The organism is Streptomyces sp. NPDC020983 (assembly GCF_044333485.1).
In the GTDB taxonomy this organism is placed as follows: Bacteria; Actinomycetota; Actinomycetes; order Streptomycetales; family Streptomycetaceae; genus Actinacidiphila.
Window position 1 is genome coordinate 407982 of sequence record NZ_JBIRRA010000004.1, and the last position, 16566, is coordinate 424547.

Consider the following 16566-nt stretch of genomic DNA (forward strand, 5'->3'; position numbering starts at 1 on the left):
AAGGGAGCCCCGCGCCATGGCGGGAGAGCCCCAGGCCGACTGCCTGTTCTGCAAGATCGTCGCCGGTGAGATCCCGGCCACGATCGTCCGCGAGACACCCACCACGATCGCCTTCCGGGACATCGACCCGAAGGCGCCCACGCACGTCCTGGTCATCCCGCGGGTGCACTACCCGGACGCCGCCGCGCTCGCCGCGGGCGACCCGGGCGCGGTCGCGGACGTGCTGCGCGAGGCGGGCGAGGTCGCCGCGCAGGAGAAGGTCGACGGCACCGGCTACCGGATCATCTTCAACACCGGCTCCGGCGCGGGCCAGACGGTCTTCCACGCGCACGCCCACGTGCTGGGCGGGCGCGACCTCCAGCAGCTGGTCTGAGCCGACCCGATGCCCCGCGAACTCGTCGTCCTCGGCACCGCCAGCCAGGTGCCGACGCGGCAGCGCAACCACAACGGCTACGTGCTGCGCTGGGACGGCGAGGGCATCCTCTTCGACCCCGGCGAGGGCAGCCAGCGGCAGATGCTGCACGCCGGGGTCGCCGCGCACGACCTGACGCGGATCTGCGTCACGCACTTCCACGGCGACCACTCGCTCGGCCTCGCGGGCGTGCTTCAGCGCATCAGCCTGGACCGCGTCCCGCACCCGGTCACCGCGCACTACCCGGCCGGCGGCCAGGCGTACTTCGACCGGCTGCGGCACGCCACCGCCTACCACGAGGCGGGCGACATCCGCGAGCAGCCCGTCAGCGGCGAGGGCGGCGTCCTCGCCGTCACGCCCGCCTTCACGCTGGAGGCGCGCCGCCTGTCGCACCCCGTCGAGTCCTACGGCTACCGGCTCACCGAGCCGGACGGGCGCCGCATGCTGCCGGACAGGCTCGCCGAGCACGGCATCGCCGGGCCCGACGTCGGGCGCCTGCAGCGCGACGGCGAGCTGCGCGGGGTGACACTCGACGAGGTCAGCGAGCCGCGCCGGGGGCAGCGCTTCGCCTTCGTCATGGACACCCGGATGTGCCCCGCGGTGCCCGCACTCGCCGAGGGATGCGACATGCTGGTGATCGAGTCGACCTTCCAGGAGGCCGACGCCGCGCTCGCCGCCGAGCACGGCCACCTGACGGCGGGCCAGGCCGCGGCCGTCGCGCGGGACGCGGGCGTGCGCCATCTGGTGCTCACGCACTTCTCGCAGCGCTACCCCGGGCCGGACGGCTTCGCGGCCGAGGCCCGCGCCGCCGGCTTCGCAGGGGAGCTGACGGTGGCCGCGGACCTCGTGCGGGTGCCGGTGCCGCGCCGCGCCTGAGGGCTGCGCGGCACCGGACGTCCGGTCTACGGCAGGTAGTACATCGGGTTCGGCAGCTTGTAGGACGCGTCGGCGTGGCCGCCGGACAGGTCGCTGTACTGGTCGCCGAAGTTGCCGATGATGTCGTAGCCCAGCGACTCGATGTGCGCCCGCGTCCCGGACTTGTACTCGATCGTCGTGCACTTCGCGCCGCACGCCAGGTAGGCGGGCGGGTTCGCTGCGTTCTTCAGGTACAGGTGCGCGGTGTCGGGCGCCGCGGTGTAGCCGACCGCGGTCAGGTTCCGCACGGTGTCGGCGCGCTGCGCCTCGGGGCGGCCGGTGATCCAGAAGACCGTCACGCCCTGGTCCGCGGCCCAGTTGGCGAGGGTGTCCATGCCGAAGACCGGCGGCATGTCCTTGCTGTCCAGGTAGGCCTGGTTGCTCGCCGGCGTGTAGTTGAAGCCGACCTCCAGCTCGTAGTTGTACGTGAGCACGCTCGTGTCGTCGACGTCCAGCACGATCGCGGGCCTGGCGCCGTGCTTGTCGCCGTCGGAGTGCTTCAGCGCGTGCGTGAGGTCCGCCTTCGCCTTGGCCTCGATGCCCGCGAGCTGGCGGGCGTAGTTGCTGTCGGCGGAGGCGTAGTGCTCGCTGCCGACGACGGTGTCGCCGTAGTAGGCCTTGATGTCGTTGACGACGTTCGTGAGGTTGGGGATCTCCTTGTCGCTGCGCGGCACCGAGGGATCCGCCGTGGCGGCTCCGACGCCGTAGAAGGCGGCGCCCAGGGTGGCCGCGGCCGCGGCGAGCGCCAGCGTACGGCGGGAGGGACGGACGAGGGGCATGGCGGTGCTCCTTCAAACGCGGTTGGTGCGCGGCAAGTTAGACCCCCCGTTCCCGGCAGGTCAAGGATGGTCTACGCGCGTATCGTCACAACGCGGGTCAGATGGTGTTACCCCGGTGTTCCGGCGGGCGCCTTCCGTGCGCCCGCCGTGTGCCGTCGCGCGGCTCAGTACCCGGCCGCGTCGAGGATGCGGGCGGCGGCCGCGGGGGAGTCCACCAGCGGGTGCAGCGCCAGGGCGCGCAGTGCGGCCCTGCGGGAGCCGTCCAGCGCCGCCCCGATCGCCGCCCGCTCCACGGCCTTGACGGCCAGCATCAGGCCCGCCTGGTGCTCGTCCGGCGGCGCCACGGGCAGCGGGCGGGCCCCGGCGGCGTCCACCGCGCAGGGCACCTCCACGACGGCGTCGGCGTCCAGGAAGGGCAGCGCGCCGCCCGAGCGGACGTTGAGGATCAGCACCGTCCGCTCGTCGCGCGCGACGGCCCGCATGAGCGCGAGCGCGACCCGGTCGTAGCCGCCGCCGTCCAGGTCGTGCGCGTCGCGCTGCCAACCGCCGCTCGCCGCGCGGGAGTCGGCCCCGTAGGTCTCCTCGCGCTCGCGCCGGGTCGCTTCCCACAGCTCGTACGCGCGGCCGGGCTCGCGGGCGGCCGCGGCGAAGAACGCGCCCTGCTGCCGGTCCAGGAACTCCCCGCGGGTCTCGCCGGCCGACCGCACGGCGGCGAGCGTCTCGCGGCGGAAGTAGTAGTAGTGCAGGTACTCGTTGGGCAGTGCCCCCAGCGCGGCCAGGAAGTCCGGGCCGAAGAGCCGCCCCTCCTCGAAACCGCCGAGCGCCGCGGGGTCGGCGAGCAGGCCCGGCAGCAGGTCGCGGCCGCCGGAGGTCAGGCGGCGCAGCCAGCCGAGGTGGTTGAGGCCCACGTAGTCGTAGCCGAAGTCCGGTGCGTCGGGGTCGGCGCCCGCCGCACGGGCGGCCCGCCGCACCAGGCCCACGGGCGAGTCGCAGATGCCGGTGACCCGGTCGCCCAGCACCCGTGCCATCGCCTCGGTCACCATGCCCGCGGGGTTGGTGAAGTTGATCACGCGGGCGTCCGGCGCCAGCGCCCGTACGCGCTCGGCGATCCGCACCGCGACCGGCAGCGTCCGCAGCCCGTAGAGGACCCCGCCCGCGCCCACCGTCTCCTGGCCGAGGACGCCCTCGGCGAGCGGCAGCCGCTCGTCGCGCACCCGGCCCGCGGTGCCGCCCACCCGGATCGCGGAGAAGACGAAGTCCGCGCCGCGCACCGCGTCGTCGAGCCCGTCCGCGAGCCGCACCGCGGGGCCGCCCGCACCCGAGCCGGCGATCACCGCGGCGACGGCCCGCAGCCGCAGCGGATCCTCGTCGTACAGCACGACCTCGTCGATCAGGTCGTCGGCCGCCAGTGCCCGGTGCACGAGCGGCACCCGGAATCCGCCACCGCCCAGAACCGTGAGCTTCACCCGTACTCCGTTCCCTGGATGCTCGTCACTGTCAGTGTCATCGGGCACAGTGTCTTGCATGTACGACCAGCCCGTTCTCGATCCGCTCGGCGCGGTGCGCGCCGCGGGGGACCCGGCGACCGATGTCTACCTCACCGGCACCGTCTTCCTCGACATCATCTTCACCGGCCTGGACAGCGCGCCCGTACGGGGTACGGAGTCGTGGGCCCGCGGCATGGGCTCCAGCCCCGGCGGCGTGGCGAACATGGCGACGGCCCTGGCCCGGCTGGGCCTGCGCACGACGCTGGCCGCCGCCTTCGGGGACGACATGTACGGCGACTACTGCTGGGAGAGCCTGTCGCAGGGCGAGGGCATCGACCTCGGGCCCTCCCGCCGCATCCCCGGCTGGCACTCGCCGGTCACGGTGTCGATGGCGTACGAGGGGGAGCGCACCATGGTCAGCCACGGCCACCGGGCGCCGCCGCCCGAGAAGGAGCCGGTGCCCGCGTGCCCGCCGCCCGCGCGGGCCGCCGTCGCCTCGCTCGGGCAGCGCGACCGGGCCTCCGACGAGGAGCCCGCGCCCGACCCGGACCGCGAGTGGGTCGCCCGGGCGGCCGCGTCCGGAACGCAGGTCTTCGCCGACGTCGGGTGGGACGACACGGGCCGCTGGGATCCGGCGGATCTGGCCGAGCTGCGGCACTGCGCGGCCTTCCTGCCCAACGCCGAGGAGGCCATGCGCTACACCCGCACCGCGAGCCCGCGCGCGGCCGCGTACAGGCTCGCGGAGCTGGTGCCGCTCGCCGTCGTCACGCTCGGTGCCGAGGGCGCCGTCGCGGTGGACGCCGGCAGCGGGGAGACCGCGGAGGTGCCCGCGCTGATCGTGGACGCGCTGGATCCGACCGGCGCCGGGGACGTCTTCGTGGCCGCCTTCGTCACCGGCAGCCTCGCGGGCTGGCCGCTGACCGACCGGCTGGCCTTCGGCTCGCTGTGCGCCGCGCTGTCCGTCCAGGAGTTCGGCGGCTCGCTGTCCGCACCGGGCTGGACGGAGGTCGCCGCGTGGTGGACACGGGCGAAGGCCGACCCGGCCACCCCGGGCGAGGCCCTGCGCCGCTACGCCTTCCTCGACGCGCTGATCCCGCCCGCCCCGCGCCGCTGGCCGCTGCCCCGGGCGGTGCCCACGATCGGCTTCCGCCCGGCGTGAGCCCCGCCGGCTGCCGGGGGACAACGGCAAATCCCCTCGGCGGCCGACGCCCCACGTCGTAGGCTTGGGATACAAGGCCCCGACCGGGCTCCTCGACCAGCAGAAAGCGGGATGAGCAGGCCCTAGAGCCGGCCCATGACTCAGACACCGACAAAGCAGCAGCCGCAGCCGCAGCAGGCGCGCGCCCACTTCGTCGTACCGGCCAAGCACCCCATGGTGACCGTCCTGGGGTCTGGCGACGCTCTCCTCCGCGTGATCGAGCGGGCGTTCCCGGCTGTCGACATCCATGTGCGGGGCAACGAGATCACCGCCACCGGCGAGGCCGCCGAGGTGGCCCTCGTCCAGCGGCTGTTCGACGAGATGATGCTCGTCCTGCGCACCGGCCAGCCGATGACCGAGGACGCGGTGGAGCGCTCCATCGCGATGCTCCGCGCGAACGGCACGGCCGCCGGCCAGGACGCCGAGACCCCGGCGCAGGTGCTCACGCAGAACATCCTGTCCAGCCGCGGCCGCACGATCCGCCCCAAGACGCTCAACCAGAAGCGCTACGTGGACGCGATCGACAAGCACACCATCGTCTTCGGCATCGGCCCGGCCGGCACCGGCAAGACGTACCTGGCGATGGCCAAGGCCGTCCAGGCCCTCCAGTCCAAGCAGGTCAACCGCATCATCCTGACCCGCCCCGCGGTCGAGGCCGGCGAGCGCCTGGGCTTCCTGCCCGGCACCCTCTACGAGAAGATCGACCCCTACCTGCGCCCGCTCTACGACGCCCTGCACGACATGCTGGACCCCGACTCGATCCCCCGCCTGATGGCGGCCGGCACGATCGAGGTCGCCCCGCTGGCGTACATGCGCGGCCGCACGCTCAACGACGCCTTCATCATCCTGGACGAGGCGCAGAACACCAGCGCCGAGCAGATGAAGATGTTCCTGACCCGCCTCGGCTTCGACTCCAAGATCGTCATCACCGGTGACGTCACCCAGGTCGACCTGCCGAACGGCACCAAGAGCGGCCTGCGGCAGGTGCAGGACATCCTCGCGGACGTCGACGACGTCCACTTCGCGCGGCTGAGCAGCACCGACGTGGTGCGGCACAAGCTCGTCGGGCGCATCGTGGACGCGTACGAGCGGTACGACAACGCGCTCGCGGAGGCCGACCCCGCGGACGGCACCGGCGGCGGCAGCCGCGGCGCACGGCCCAAGAGAAAGTAGCCGGATCACACCATCATGGCGATCGACGTCAACAACGAGTCCGGCTGGGAGATCGACGAGCAGGCGGTGCTCGACGCCGCCCGCTACGCGCTGCACCGGATGCGCATCCACCCGCTGTCGGAGCTGTCGGTGATCCTGGTGGACGCGGACGCGATGGAGCAGCTGCACGTCCAGTGGATGGACCTGCCGGGTCCCACCGATGTCATGTCCTTCCCGATGGACGAGCTGCGGCCCGGCAAGGAGGACGAGGAGCCCGCGCAGGGGCTGCTCGGCGACATCGTGCTGTGCCCGGAGGTCGCCAAGAAGCAGGGCGAGGAGGCGCCGACCGGGCACAGCATGGACGAGGAGCTCCAGCTGCTCACCGTGCACGGCGTGCTGCACCTGCTCGGCTACGACCACGAGGAGCCCGAGGACAAGGCCGAGATGTTCGGTCTCCAGAAGGCGATCCTGGACGGCTGGCGGGCCGAGCGCGGCATGACGGGCCCCTCGCCGGCGCCCACCACCCACTGACGCGGGGGCACGGCTACCGCACGTGGACGCCTCATGATCGTCTCCGCCGTCCTGCTCGTCATCGTCGCCTGGCTCGCGGCCTGCGCCGAGACCGCGCTCGCCAGGATCTCCCGCTTCCGTGCCGAGGACGCGGTGCGCTCCGGCCGCCGGGGCGCCGCCAACCTGCTCGCGGTGGCCTCCGACCCGACCCGCTACCTCAACGTCGCGCTGCTGGTGCGGGTCGGCTGCGAGACCGCCGCGGCCGTGCTCATCACGGTCGTCTGCTACCGCGCCTTCACCGGCACGTGGGAGGTGCTGGTCGTCGCGACCGGCGTCATGGTGCTGGTGTCGTACGTCGCGGTCGGCGTCTCACCGCGCACCATCGGCCGCCAGCACCCGGTCAGCACCGCGACGGCCGCCTCGTACGTACTGCTGCCGCTGGCCCGGGTGATGGGCCCGGTGCCGGGGCTGCTGATCCTGCTCGGCAACGCGCTGACGCCCGGCAAGGGCTTCAGGCGCGGCCCGTTCGCGAGCGAGGCGGAACTGCGCGCGCTCGTCGACCTCGCCGAGTCGGAGTCGCTCATCGAGGACGACGAGCGCCGCATGGTGCACTCCGTCTTCGAGCTGGGCGACACCATCGTGCGCGAGGTGATGGTGCCGCGCCCCGAGCTGGTGATGATCGAGCGCTTCAAGACCATCCGGCAGGCCACCACGCTGGCGCTGCGCAGCGGCTTCTCCCGTATCCCGGTCACGGGCGAGAGCGAGGACGACGTCGTCGGCTTCGTCTACCTCAAGGACCTCGCCCGGCGCACCCACATCAACCGCGAGGCGGAGAGCGAGCCGGTCACGAGCGTGCTGCGCCCGGCGGCCTTCGTGCCCGACACCAAGAACGCCGGTGACCTGCTGCGCGAGATGCAGCGCGACCGCAACCACGTCGCCGTCGTCGTCGACGAGTACGGCGGCACCGCGGGCATCGTCACGATCGAGGACATCCTGGAGGAGATCGTCGGCGAGATCACCGACGAGTACGACCAGGAGACCCCGCCGGTCGAGGAGCTGGGGGAGGGCCGCCACCGGGTCACCGCGCGGCTCGACATCGGCGACCTGGGCGAGCTGTACGGGGTGCTTCTGGACGACGACGACGTCGAGACCGTCGGCGGCCTGCTGGCCAAGTCCCTCGGCCGCGTCCCGATCCCGGGCGCCACGGCCGTCGTCCCGCTCCCCGAGGACGGCTCGGGCGAGCGCCCCGCGGTCGCGCTGCGGCTGACGGCGGAGACGCAGGCCGGGCGCCGCAACCGGATCGGCACGGTGCTGGTGGAGCCCCTGACGGTGGAGGACCTGACACCGGAGCAGCCACCCCCACCGGACCCCGGGGAGGACGCGGCGGGGGAGTGAGCCGGGTGCCTGCCGCGTTCGGGCTGTCGCCGGGAGGGCCTGGTGCGCCCGCGCCGCAAGGCCTTCTCGGTTCCGGCCGGTGAAGCGGTCTCGTAAACTGACCGTACGTGGCTGTGTACGGTCAGCTGCCCCGCTCCTCGGAAGGGAACGCCGTGCCCCGGTCGGATCTTCGCTCGCTGTTCCGTTCCAACCACCCGGACCTGACCGCCGAGGACGTTTTCGCGGACCGCGTGGACGAGTGGGGCGCGGTCGCGCGCAGTCTGGCCTCGCACGCTGCTGCGATCCGCCAGCCCGGCTTCGATGTGGCGGACTTCGAGAGTCCGCGCCGCAACGTGCTCGTCTTCTACGGTGTCGGCGGCATCGGCAAGTCCACCTTTTCCCGGCGTCTGGAAGATCACCTGTCCGCCGACGGGCCGAGCACCACCCAGTGGGCACCGGTTCCGGACGGGGTGGGGCGCTTACTACCCGTGCGGATCGACCTCTCCCGGCAGTCCGGCCTCGACTTCGAGGACGTGGTGCTGGCGCTGCGGCTCACGGTCGGCCGGCTCGGGTGCCCCATGCCCGCGTTCGACCTGGCGCTGCGGCGCTACTGGGATGTCAATCACCCGGGCGACCCCTTGGAGGCGTATCTGCGCCGCCACGGCTATCTGCGGCGCTTCGCCACCGCCGTGTCCCTGCCCGAGCAGATCCAGTCCGTCCTGGGGGATGTCGCGCAGGCCGTCGCACTCCCCGGCACGCTCGGCGCACTCGTCGGTCAGAGCCTGCGTTCGGTGATCGGATCGCTCAGGGAGCACCGGCAGAACGTACGGGCGCTGGCCGGTTGCGCCCGGCTCGCGGATCTGCTGGAAGCCGACGCCGACCCGGACACGCTCTCGTACTACGCCCACCTGCTGGCATGGGATCTTGCCCAACTTCCCGCCGACAGGTCGGGGACCCCCGTGGTGATGCTCGACACCTTCGAGGACGTGGGGGACCGCAGCCACCGTGAGCTGGAGGGACTGATCCAGCGCGTCGCCTGGCTGATGCCCAACGCGCTCTTCGTCGTCACGGGCCGCAACCGTCTCCAGTGGGATGACGAACGTCTCGACGGCCAGCTCGACTGGGTCGGGCCGTCCGCCTGGCCGCAGCTCGCTCCCGGGACGACCGCGGAGCCCCGCCAGCACCGGGTCGGCTACCTCTCCGCCCAGGACTGCGAGCGCTACCTGTGCAGGCGCCTCACGCGCGACGGGCAGCCGCTGATGGCCGAGGGTACCCGCCACGAGATCGTCCGCCGCTCCCACGGGCTGCCCCTCTATCTCGACCTGGCGGTGATGCGCTACCTCGATCTGTATCAGCGCACCGGCCACCGGCCCGAGGCGGGCGAATTCCACTACGACTTCCCCGCGCTGGTCGCCCGCACCTTCCGTGATCTGTCCGCCGCCGAACGCCATGTGCTGCGTACGGTCAGCCTGTTCGATTCGTTCTCGGTCGACCTGGCGACCACCGCGTCCGGCATGGCGCAGGACGCACCCGCACTGCAACTGGTCGAGCGGCCGTTCATCGATTCCGACCCTGCGACACCCTGGCCCCACCACCTGCACAGCCTGATCCGTGAAGCAGTCCGCGATGCCGATGCCACTGCTGACGACCGCTGGTCCCCGGCGGACTGGAACCGGGCGGCGCAACGGGCGTTCGACGCGTTGGGCGCGCAGCTCCCGCGCCGCGGCGAGGACCGGGCACGAATGCTGGCGTGCCTCAACCAGGGGCTGCGGCTCGCCAGGGACCACGGGCTCGAACTCGGCTGGCTGGTGGACGCCGCGTACCGCTATGTCGCCGATTCCGTCTGGGAGCCCGTGGAGCTCCCGCCGGGTGCGGAGCCCGGTCCGGCGTCCGCGCTCGCAGCCACTCTCAGTGCGGTTGCGCGTCGGCAGCGCGTCCACCGGCAGGAGGTCGTCGACGAGCTCACCGCCGTTCTCGACGGCGGGCTTCTGCCGCAGCCCGCGCAGGATCTCGCCCGCTACTATCTCGCCGAATGCCAGCGGGACCTCGGCCGCCCTCGTGAGTCGGCCGCCGGTATGCGGCGGGTTGTCGCGGGGGGCGGCCCGCTGGCCGCGGACGCTGCCCGCGGACTCGTCCACCTCGGCCGCCGTATCGGTGACTTCCCCGCTGTGCTGTCCGCCGCCGAGAGACTCGGCACCGACAGCCGCCGCCACCGAACCCTCGGCGACCTGTGGTGGACCCAGGGCAGCATCGCTCTGGCCTGCTCCGCCTACGACGACGCCTGCCGCCAGGCGGAGGCCGAATCGGCCGACGGCGAGGCAGCGCTGAGCCGGGCTTGTCTCGCCTTCGCCTCCGCCTTCCAGGACAGGGCGCGTGCCGACCAGCAGATCCAGCTCGCGAGGCAGCTGCTTCAGAGCGCCCACATCCGCTGGGCCGACATCCAGACGGAGAACGCCACTTTGCTCAGGGACGCGGGCGCTGATCCCCACGTACCGGCACGGGCGGCCGAGGTCGAAGCCGAGGCCCGGGCCAGCGGCCTCACCTCGTCGGTGGCCTACGCCCGACTGGCCGTGTGCTTCCACCACGCCGTCCGGGCCGACGGGCCCGCACTGGACGCCGCCCGCGTGCGGCTCCGCAGCTGCGTCAACGGGGCGGAATTCGCCTACCTCGTGGAGATCACCCACTTCTTCGACTCCAGTGAACTCCCGGCCGACCTTCCCAGGGCGCGCTGGGTCGACGGGACGGCCGCGACAGCCGCCCGGTGGGCCGCCGTGGTGTCGGACCGCCGGGCCGCACTTGACCGACGCTGAATACGCCGCACCGCGTCCCGGCCGTTCCCGCGGGACGCTACGGTGCACTCGTGGCCACCTACACCGCTCTTGATGACCTCGATCTGCCTGCCATTGCTGCGCGGTACGGACTGCGGGAGCCGGTCGTACGGCCCATGAAGGGCGGTGCCGCGAACTCCAGCTTCCGCGTCGACACCCCGCACAACGGCCGTGCCTACGTGTTGAGCGCCCTGGACAATCACGATGAGGCCAGCGCACGCCACTTGGCAGCGGTCACTCGAGGAGTGGCGGCCTTCGGGCTGCCCACCGCGCAGGTCGTGGCCAACCAGGACGGCGAGGACGTGACCGTCGTCGGGGATCGGCCCTTTCTCCTCAAGGACCTGATCGCCGGCGAGGTCATGGACCCTCTGCCGAGCGCCCTGCTGCCGGCTGCCGGTGAGCTCCTCGCCACCCTGCACGGGTTTGCGCCGGAGAGCCTGGGCCTTCCCGTGGGAACGCGACGCCTCTCGCCCGGGCACCGAGCCGCCGCCGCGAGTTTTCCCGACCGGGAGTTCGCTGCGTGGCTGGACGGGCAACTGGCCGAGATCGACCGCCATGAAAGGGATCACCGGAGAAGGCCCACAGCGATCCACGGGGACCTGTTCGCGGACAACATCATTGTGCGGCCCGGCCGACGCCTGTCCGTCATCGACTGGGAGACGGCTTCTCTGGACGACCCGCTGCTCGATCTCGGCATGGCGGCGGTGGGGCTCTGCCAGGACGAGGCCGGGCGCCTTTCCCCGGACCGCCTGGAGCTGTTGGTGGAGGGGTACACAAGAGCACGGCCGCTGTCAGCCGAGGATCGGCGTGAGCTGCCCGTGGAGATCATCCACGCGGCAGTGATCATCGCCTTTCACCGCTACCACCGCCACAACGTGCGCTTTCCCGACCCTGAGCGCGCGGTGTACCACCGGCGGATGGTGGACTTCGTTCAGTCCGTTCCGCAGGCTGCGGGCGTCCGGGAACGGCCGCGGCGGCAGCTGGATGCGCAGGAGTGAGCAGCGCGCCCAGCCGGCCTCAGAGGGCGACGGTGCCGAGCATGCCCAGCAGGTTGGCGCTCGCGTCGTGGATCGAGCCCGCGAGGGCGGTGCCGGCCAGGGAGAAGCCGAGGGCGCCGCAGGCGAGGGCGTGGGTGGACTTGAGCGCGCTCTTGCGGGTGAGGAAGACCGTGGCGACGGCGAGCGCGAGGACGACGGGCATGTGCAGGAGCATGCGGATCACCCCGGACAAACTCATGGCGGATCTGCCCTTGCCAGGCTGGACGCGGGTCGCCGGGCGTGCATGTCCGGTGACTCGGCGCAATCCACAGGGGAGGAATGCGGGATGCGCGGAACGCCCTATGATCGCGCGTATGAGCGATCAGCAGCAGGCAGCCGAGCTGTCGGACCCGGAAGACCGCAAGCTCGTCACCCTCGCCCGCTCGGCCCGGGCGCGCAACGGGGTGGCCGAGGGCGCCGCGGTGCGTGACGAGACGGGGCGCACGTATGTGGCGGGCACCGTCGCGCTGGAGTCGCTGCGGCTGAGCGCGCTCCAGACGGCGGTGGCGATGGCCGTCGCGAGCGGCGCGAAGTCGCTGGAGGCGGCCGCGGTGGTGACGGAGGCGGCGGCCGCCGCCGACGCCGACCGCGCCGCCGTACGCGACCTGGGCGGCGCCGCCGTCCCGGTGATCGTGGCGGGCCCGGACGGCGCGATACGCACCACGGTCACGGCGGGCTGAGCGGGCGGCGGGCGCGCCGGCCGAACGCGGCGGCGTCCGGGTTCCGGCCCGGGGGCGCGGGGCGCGACGGCCCGTCCGGTGGGCTCAGAGGGCGTCGGGGCCGAATTCGCCGGTCCTGACGCGGACGGCCGTCTCGACGGGCACCGACCACACCTTGCCGTCGCCGATCTTGCCCGTGCGGGCCGCGGCGACCACGGCCGCGATCACCGCGTCCGCCTCCGCGTCCTCGACCAGCACCTCGATACGGGCCTTCGGCACCAGATCGACGCGGTACTCGGCACCCCGGTAGACCTCGGTGTGGCCGCGCTGCCTGCCATAGCCGCTGGCCTCGGTCACGGTCATGCCCTGTACGCCCATCTCCTGCAGGGCGGTCTTCACGTCGTCCAGCTTGTAGGGCTTGATGACGGCCGTGACCAGCTTCATCGCAAGGGGCTCCTGTCGTGCGCGGGGTGCGCGCCGGCGGCGTGCGCGGCAGCTGCGCCGTGCGACGTACCGTGCGTGAGTACGCCGTGATCGTAGGCGGTCTCGGCGTGCACGGTGAGGTCCAGGCCCCTCCTCTCGTCCTCCTCGCTCGCCCGGAAGCCCAGCAGCCGGTCGATGCCCTTGCCGATCGCGTACGTGACGGCGAAGGCGTACGCCCCGACCGCGCCGATCGCCGTGAGCTGGCGGCCCAGCTGCGCGAGGCCGCCGCCGTAGAAGAGGCCCTCCGGGCCGCCCGTCATGGACTCGGTGGCCAGCAGGCCGATCAGGGCGGTGCCGACGATGCCGCCCATCAGGTGGACGCCCACGACGTCCAGCGAGTCGTCGACGCCCCAGCGGAATTTCCAGCTCACGGCGTAGGAGCACAGCACGCCCGCGGCGAGGCCGACGAGTGCGGCGCCGGGGACGTCCACGCTGCCGCAGGAGGGGGTGATCGCCACCAGGCCCGCGACCGAGCCGGAGGCGGCGCCCAGCGTCGTGGCGTGCCCGTCGCGCCGTTTCTCGACCACCAGCCAGCCCAGCAGGCCCGTGCAGCCGGCGGCCTGGGTGTTGAGGAAGGCGGCGCCCGCCATGCCGTTGGCGCCGAGCGCGGATCCGGCGTTGAAGCCGAACCAGCCGAACCACAGCAGGCCCGCGCCCAGCAGCACCAGCGGCAGGTTGTGCGGCCGCATCGACTCCTTGCGGAAGCCCAGCCGCGGCCCCAGCACGATCGCCAGCGCGAGCCCGGAGGCGCCCGAGCACACCTCCACGACCGTGCCGCCCGCGTAGTCGAGGGCGTGCAGCTTCGCGACGACCCATCCGCCGTCGGCGAAGACCCAGTGCGCCACGGGCACGTATACGGCCAGCGTCCACACCGGGACGAAGACCAGCCATGCCCCGAACCGCGCCCGGTCGGCGACGGCCCCGCTGATCAGCGCGGCCGTGATGACCGCGAAGGTCAGCTGGAAGGTCGCGAAGAGCAGCGTCGGCACGTGCCCGTGCATCGCGGTCGGCCCGATGCCGTGCATGCCCAGGTGCCTCAGGTCGCCGATGAGGCCGAGGCCGCCCGCGTCGTGCCCGAAGGCCAGCGTGTATCCGGCGAGCAGCCACACCACCGTGACCAGCGCGATCGACACGAAGCTCATCATCAGCATGTTGAGGACGCTCTTGCTGCGGACCATGCCGCCGTAGAAGAGCGCGAGGCCGGGTGTCATGAGGAGCACCAGGGCGGTGGCGGCCAGCAGCCACGCGGTGTCGGCGGCGTTCACGGCCGTCTGGCCGGAGGGGCCGGAGGACAGCAGCAGCACGGGCGGGGTCCTTCCACGGGCGGGTACAAGGAAGCGTCACGGGTGCGCGTTTCCGGATGTGGGCGCGGGTGTTTCCGCCGTGTTTCGTGTTGCGTGGGCATTACGCCGTCCTCACGGTGCGTGGGCCTGCCGCTGCGGCCCGCGCCCGTCCGCGGGCGGCTCCGCCATCGGGGAGAATGAGGGCCATGAGCGCTCGCACCCCCGCCACCGGCCCCGCCCACCGGTCCGGCTTCGCCTGCTTCGTGGGCCGCCCCAACGCCGGTAAGTCCACCCTCACGAACGCTCTGGTCGGCCAGAAGGTGGCGATCACCTCCAACCGGCCGCAGACCACCCGGCACACCGTGCGCGGCATCGTCCACCGGCCCGAGGCCCAGCTCGTGCTGGTCGACACCCCCGGCCTGCACAAGCCCCGCACGCTGCTCGGCGAGCGCCTCAACGACGTCGTCCGCAGCACCTGGGCCGAGGTGGACGTCATCGGCTTCTGTCTGCCCGCGGACCAGAAGCTCGGGCCCGGCGACACGTACATCGCGCGCGAGCTGGCCGAGATCCGCAAGACGCCGAAGGTCGCGGTGGTCACCAAGACCGACCTGGTGGACCCCGAGGCCCTCGCCGGCCAGTTGCTGGCGGTGGACAGGCTCGGCCGCGAGCTGGGCGTCGAGTGGGCGGAGATCGTGCCCGTCTCGGCGGTCTCCGGCGAGCAGGTCGGCCTGCTCGCGGACCTGCTCGTCCCGCTGCTCCCCGAGGGCCCGGCCCTCTACCCGGAGGGCGACCTCACCGACGAACCCGAGCAGATCATGGTCGCCGAGCTGATCCGCGAGGCCGCGCTGGAGGGCGTACGGGACGAGCTGCCGCACTCCATCGCCGTCGTCGTGGAGGAGATGGCCCCCCGCGAGGGCCGCCCCGCCGACCGCCCCCTCGTCGACATCCACGCCAACGTCTACATCGAGCGGCCCTCCCAGAAGGGCATCATCATCGGCCCCAAGGGCGCCCGGCTGAAGGAGGTGGGCATGAAGTCCCGCCACCAGATCGAGGCCCTGCTCGGCACGCCGGTCTTCCTCGACCTCCACGTGAAGGTCGCCAAGGACTGGCAGCGCGATCCGAAGCAGCTGCGCCGCCTCGGCTTCTGAGGCGGCGGGGGAGGCCCCGTGCCGCTTTCGCCGCGCCCCCGGTGCGCCCGCCCGGCGGGCTCCCGGGGGAGGCCCGGTGCCGCTTTCGCCGCGCCCCCGGTGCGCCCGCCCGGCGGGCTCACCGCCCGGGCAGGAGGAAGGGCCCCGCGCCCTTCAGGGTGCGGTGGATGGGCGCCGTCTCCGTCCGGCGGACGCCGGGTAGCGCGGCCACCGGACCGGTGAGGTAGCGGTAGAGGGACGGCGCGTCCCGGCACAGCAGGCAGGCGTAGATGTTCGCCGTGCCCGTCGTCGCCGCGGCGAACGCCACCTCCGCGTGCCCGGCGATCGTCGCGCCCACCTCCGCGAGGTGCGCCGGTTCGACCTCCAGCCACAGGGACGTCCACAGCACGTTCGGATGCAGGCCCGGGCCGAAGTCGAGGTCGAAGTAGAGGACGCCGGACGCGCGCAGTTCGGCCATGCGGCGGCGGACCGTGGTGGGCGACCAGCCGGTGGCGGCCGCCAGTTCCGCCGCGGGGGTGCGGCCGTCGCGTGCCAGGAGCTCCAGCAGCCGCCGGTCGCCGTCGTCGAGGAGCGGCGGCTCGGCGCTCTCCGCCACGGCGGGCGGGCGCAGGGCGGCCACCTGGCCGGGGGTGAGCGGTCCGAGCCTGCCGTAGGGGCTGAGGTCGCCCCCGAAGAAGACGTGCAGCAGGGCGTGCGCGGTGACCTGGACCACGCGCGGGGTGCGCGGCAGCTTCTGGAGGAGCAGGGCGTGCGGGTCCTGGGCGGGGTCCGCGACATGGGTCATGCAGCCGATCTCGGTGCCGCCGGAGAGCAGGCTGACCCAGCGGGTGTCCGTACGCCGGGCCAGCGCCTCGCCGACCTGCTGGGCCGCGTCCGGCGCGCAGCGCACCCGGACGAACCAGGGCGTCAGCCCCATCCGCAGCGGTTCGGCCAGGCCGAGCACGCGCAGTCCCGCCGTCTCCCGGAGGCGGGCGTGGCGGCGGGCCACGGTCTGGTCGGAGACCCCGAGCACCTCGCCGATGCGCCGGTAGGGCGCGCGTCCGTCGAGTTGCAGGGCCTGGACGATCCGCTGGTCGAGCGGGTCGAATACGCGCAGGGGGGCCCACGTCGTGTCGGATTCCACGCGGGCAGCGTACTGCGTGTCGGATTACGCCGTGCAGGGCGGATCGGCCGAGGATTCCCGCCCCCGGGCCGCACGCTGGGACAGCCGGAGAGCGGGAGCAGCCGGGCGACCGCCGCGGAACGGCCGTCCGGCTGTCCGGGCGTGCGGCCCGGTACCGGAGCACCGGACCGCCGGCGCC

General features: G+C 73.0%; 16 protein-coding genes. 10 read left to right on the forward strand and 6 right to left on the reverse strand.

Features of this window, described 5'->3' with window-relative positions:
- Positions 1 to 16 precede the first annotated feature (16 nt).
- The gene (locus tag ACH4SE_RS10805; RefSeq protein ID WP_398542978.1) at positions 17 to 373 is read left to right on the forward strand and encodes a histidine triad nucleotide-binding protein; all 357 of its coding nucleotides are present in this window, start codon (positions 17 to 19) and stop codon (positions 371 to 373) included.
- A gap of 9 nt (positions 374 to 382) precedes the next feature.
- On the forward strand, positions 383 to 1288 hold the full coding sequence (locus ACH4SE_RS10810; protein ID WP_398542979.1) for a ribonuclease Z: 906 nt from the start codon (positions 383 to 385) through the stop codon (positions 1286 to 1288).
- Between the two features lie 26 nt (positions 1289 to 1314).
- Here the strand turns inward: ACH4SE_RS10810 and ACH4SE_RS10815 are convergent, their stop codons facing one another.
- Together ACH4SE_RS10815 and ACH4SE_RS10820 are read right to left on the reverse strand one after the other, a co-directional pair.
- A complete protein-coding gene (locus ACH4SE_RS10815) occupies positions 1315 to 2106 on the reverse strand; it encodes an HAD family acid phosphatase (RefSeq protein WP_398542980.1) in 792 nt (263 codons plus the stop codon).
- 164 nt (positions 2107 to 2270) lie between these two features.
- On the reverse strand, positions 2271 to 3572 hold the full coding sequence (locus ACH4SE_RS10820; protein WP_398542981.1) for a 6-phospho-beta-glucosidase: 1302 nt from the start codon (positions 3570 to 3572) through the stop codon (positions 2271 to 2273).
- A 58-nt stretch (positions 3573 to 3630) separates the two neighbouring features.
- Here ACH4SE_RS10820 and ACH4SE_RS10825 point away from each other — a divergent pair, with 58 nt between their 5' ends.
- The 6 genes from ACH4SE_RS10825 (at position 3631) to ACH4SE_RS10850 (ending at position 11653) form a co-directional block, all read left to right on the forward strand.
- A complete protein-coding gene (locus ACH4SE_RS10825; RefSeq protein WP_398542982.1) occupies positions 3631 to 4752 on the forward strand; it encodes a PfkB family carbohydrate kinase in 1122 nt (373 codons plus the stop codon).
- Positions 4753 to 4887: 135 nt separating this feature from the next.
- Positions 4888 to 5964, forward strand: coding sequence for a PhoH family protein (locus tag ACH4SE_RS10830; RefSeq protein ID WP_398542983.1), 1077 nt, complete (start codon positions 4888 to 4890; stop codon positions 5962 to 5964).
- 15 nt (positions 5965 to 5979) lie between these two features.
- Complete coding sequence (gene ybeY / locus ACH4SE_RS10835) at positions 5980 to 6474, forward strand: rRNA maturation RNase YbeY (protein WP_398542984.1); 495 nt, start codon at positions 5980 to 5982, stop codon at positions 6472 to 6474.
- Positions 6475 to 6507: 33 nt separating this feature from the next.
- Entirely contained in the window at positions 6508 to 7848 is a 1341-nt protein-coding gene (locus ACH4SE_RS10840; protein WP_398542985.1) for a hemolysin family protein, read from the forward strand.
- A gap of 107 nt (positions 7849 to 7955) precedes the next feature.
- Positions 7956 to 10637, forward strand: a complete 2682-nt coding sequence (locus ACH4SE_RS10845) for an ATP/GTP-binding protein (RefSeq protein WP_398542986.1) — start codon at positions 7956 to 7958, stop codon at positions 10635 to 10637.
- Positions 10638 to 10687: 50 nt separating this feature from the next.
- Positions 10688 to 11653 (forward strand): phosphotransferase, encoded by a 966-nt coding sequence (locus ACH4SE_RS10850; RefSeq protein WP_398542987.1) that lies wholly within the window; start codon positions 10688 to 10690, stop codon positions 11651 to 11653.
- A gap of 19 nt (positions 11654 to 11672) precedes the next feature.
- On the opposite strand, the gene ACH4SE_RS10855 is transcribed toward ACH4SE_RS10850, so the two are convergent.
- Entirely contained in the window at positions 11673 to 11867 is a 195-nt protein-coding gene (locus ACH4SE_RS10855) for a hypothetical protein (RefSeq protein WP_398542988.1), read from the reverse strand.
- 127 nt (positions 11868 to 11994) lie between these two features.
- On the opposite strand from ACH4SE_RS10855, the gene ACH4SE_RS10860 reads away from it, so the two are divergent.
- Entirely contained in the window at positions 11995 to 12372 is a 378-nt protein-coding gene (locus ACH4SE_RS10860; RefSeq protein ID WP_398542989.1) for a cytidine deaminase, read from the forward strand.
- A gap of 84 nt (positions 12373 to 12456) precedes the next feature.
- Here the strand turns inward: ACH4SE_RS10860 and ACH4SE_RS10865 are convergent, their stop codons facing one another.
- Positions 12457 to 12795 carry a P-II family nitrogen regulator gene (locus ACH4SE_RS10865; protein ID WP_398542990.1) on the reverse strand — a complete coding sequence of 113 codons (339 nt, stop codon included), beginning with the start codon at positions 12793 to 12795 and terminating at the stop codon, positions 12457 to 12459.
- Positions 12792 to 14138 carry an ammonium transporter gene (locus ACH4SE_RS10870; protein WP_398542991.1) on the reverse strand — a complete coding sequence of 449 codons (1347 nt, stop codon included), beginning with the start codon at positions 14136 to 14138 and terminating at the stop codon, positions 12792 to 12794. Before ACH4SE_RS10870 ends, ACH4SE_RS10865 begins: the two co-directional genes overlap by 4 nt.
- Before the next feature lie 176 nt (positions 14139 to 14314).
- Between ACH4SE_RS10870 and era the strand changes: the two genes are divergently transcribed.
- Positions 14315 to 15265, forward strand: coding sequence for a GTPase Era (gene era, locus ACH4SE_RS10875; protein ID WP_398542992.1), 951 nt, complete (start codon positions 14315 to 14317; stop codon positions 15263 to 15265).
- Between the two features lie 118 nt (positions 15266 to 15383).
- Here the strand turns inward: era and ACH4SE_RS10880 are convergent, their stop codons facing one another.
- Entirely contained in the window at positions 15384 to 16388 is a 1005-nt protein-coding gene (locus tag ACH4SE_RS10880; protein ID WP_398542993.1) for an Lrp/AsnC family transcriptional regulator, read from the reverse strand.
- Between the last annotated feature and the right edge of the window lie 178 nt (positions 16389 to 16566).